At 35.4% G+C, this 2,302-nt stretch carries 3 protein-coding genes; all 3 read right to left on the bottom strand.

Going from position 1 to position 2,302, the window contains the following annotated elements; all coding sequences use genetic code 11:
* Positions 1-354: flagellar export protein FliJ (gene fliJ / locus ACEWK1_RS27530; RefSeq protein ID WP_416636871.1), on the bottom strand; the 354-nt coding region annotated here is incomplete at its 3' end.
* A complete protein-coding gene (fliI, locus tag ACEWK1_RS27525; protein WP_251393896.1) occupies positions 354-1,673 on the bottom strand; it encodes a flagellar protein export ATPase FliI in 1,320 nt (439 codons plus the stop codon). The genes fliI and fliJ, both read right to left, overlap by 1 nt.
* Before the next feature lie 7 nt (positions 1,674-1,680).
* On the bottom strand, positions 1,681-2,302 hold a 622-nt coding region (fliH, locus tag ACEWK1_RS27520), incomplete at its 5' end, for a flagellar assembly protein FliH (protein WP_416636870.1).

Genomic DNA, 2,302 nt, shown 5'->3' with positions numbered 1-2,302 from the left:
CTGTTTTTCTTTCAGCTTTTCGTATTTTTTCACTTCAATATTTTTCTGCATAAGCTTTATCTGTTTTTCATTCATTCTGTTTCTTGTTAACTGAACCAGTTTTTGATAATGAGTAATTGTTTTTTCAATATTGCTAACAAATTGTTGATAATGTCTAATTTCCTGAACAGACATTCCACTATTTAATCGCGCAAGAGTTGTTTCCTCTAACACTTCTTTTTGTTTCAAAGAATCGTATAATTTGTTCGCTACATCCTCAAAATCATTTACGGATTGATTATACTCAGCTAGTGATTGTTCTTTTTCATTTTCTTTAACATCCATTATTTTTTGGAATCGAAATGGATTTACCATTAAAAATCACCTTTTTCGATTAACTGATTAAGTGAAAGGATACTTTGTTCAATTGTTACTTTATCTTCAACATTTTGCTTTAAAAACGAAATAATTTTCGGATAGAATTTAATTGCTTCATCAATTTCCCGTGAAGAACCTCTTTTATAAGCCCCGATATTAATTAAATCTTCGGAATTCAAATAGGTTGAAAGGAGATCACGTAGTTTTGATGCTGAACTTTTGTGTCCTGAATCAACGATTTGATTCATAACACGACTAATGCTTTTCAGAACATTAATTGCTGGGAATTGTCCTTTATTTGCGAGTTGTCGGTCCAATACAATATGACCATCTAATATACCTCGAACAGTATCTGAGATTGGTTCATTTAAATCATCACCATCAACAAGAACTGTATAAAAAGCAGTGATTGTTCCTTGCTCATTTGTACCAGTTCGTTCCAATAGTTTAGGCAAGATGGCAAAAACCGATGGGGTATATCCTTTTGTTGTTGGTGGTTCCCCTACTGCAAGTCCGATTTCACGCTGTGCCATTGCCACACGCGTAACAGAGTCCATCATAAACATGACATTTAACCCTTTATCACGAAAATACTCAGCAATAGCAGTTGCGGTATACGCCGCCTTCATCCTCATAAGAGCCGGCTGATCTGAAGTGGCAACAACAACAATTGATCTTTTTAATCCTTCAGGTCCAAGATCTTTATCAATAAACTCTCTTACCTCACGTCCACGTTCACCAATGAGCGCGATCACATTTAAATCTGCATTTGTGTTTCGAGCAATCATACCCATTAATGTACTTTTACCAACACCACTACCAGCAAAAATACCTACACGCTGACCTTTTCCAACCGTTAACAAGCTATCAATAACACGGACTCCAACTTCCATTTTCTCATGGATGGGTGGACGCTTCATTGGATTGGGAGGAGATTGATCAGTTGGTACACTTGCTAGGCCCTTTGGAAGATTGGATTCATTTAAAGGTAATCCAAAAGCATCGACTACTTGTCCTATCAAACCCATGCCGACTTTTACTGTTAAAGGTTCATCCGTTGCTTCAACAATACTTCCAGGTGATATATGCATCACTTGCAAATATGGCATTAACAGAACATTTTCATCTTTAAAGCCAACAACCTCTGCCGGAATTTTTGTTTTCTTAGATGATCCGGTATAAATATAACAAAGGTCACCAATTGAGCTTTCTGGTCCTCTTGATTCAATCATCAACCCGACTACCCTTTTTACTTTTCCATAACGCTTATAGGAATCTAAACTGTCAATTGTATGAATCAGATCGACTGCTCTCAATTGGAAATCACCTCTCATCAAGTAAATCTAATAATTGCTTTTTTAATTGCTCTAATTGAGTATCAATACTTAGATCAATTCGCCCAAAAGCAGATTCGATAAAGCAATCCTGCTCATTTAATTCTGCATTAGCATAAACATATAAGTCTGTGTCATTTGTCACCAATGTTTTTAATTCATCTTTTTGACTTAACACTAATTCGTAGTAACAAGGATGAACATGTATTTTAATATTTTCATATTCTTTTACTTCAAGAAGCCCCTTTTTTACTAAAGGAAGAAAATTCTCCTGTGAATCAACAAGTTTAGAACTAATAATTTTTTCTGCTACTTTTATCGAAAGTTCTAAGATTGTATTTTCAGCAGATTGAATAATTTCATCATAATCATGCTTTGCCAGATCGATCATTCTTTTCGACTCTTCTATATGAGCATGATATTGTCTTATTGCTTCTTGTCTTCCCAGTTCCAAACCTTCTGCATGCCCCTCTTGCATGGCCTGTTCTACTAATTGTTCACGTTCTTGATGCCATTCATTTCTTTCACCATCTATTTGCTGCATTATTCTAGATGACTCTTCATGTGCAGATTGGATGATCTTCTCTGCTTCTGCTCTTGCTGTTTGAATA

This window comes from Metabacillus sp. YM-086 (assembly GCF_048059995.1).
GTDB lineage: Bacteria > Bacillota > Bacilli > Bacillales > Bacillaceae > Metabacillus > Metabacillus litoralis_B.
The sequence above is the reverse complement of the archived record's forward strand: the minus strand, read 5'-3'. Positions and strand labels throughout refer to the sequence as shown.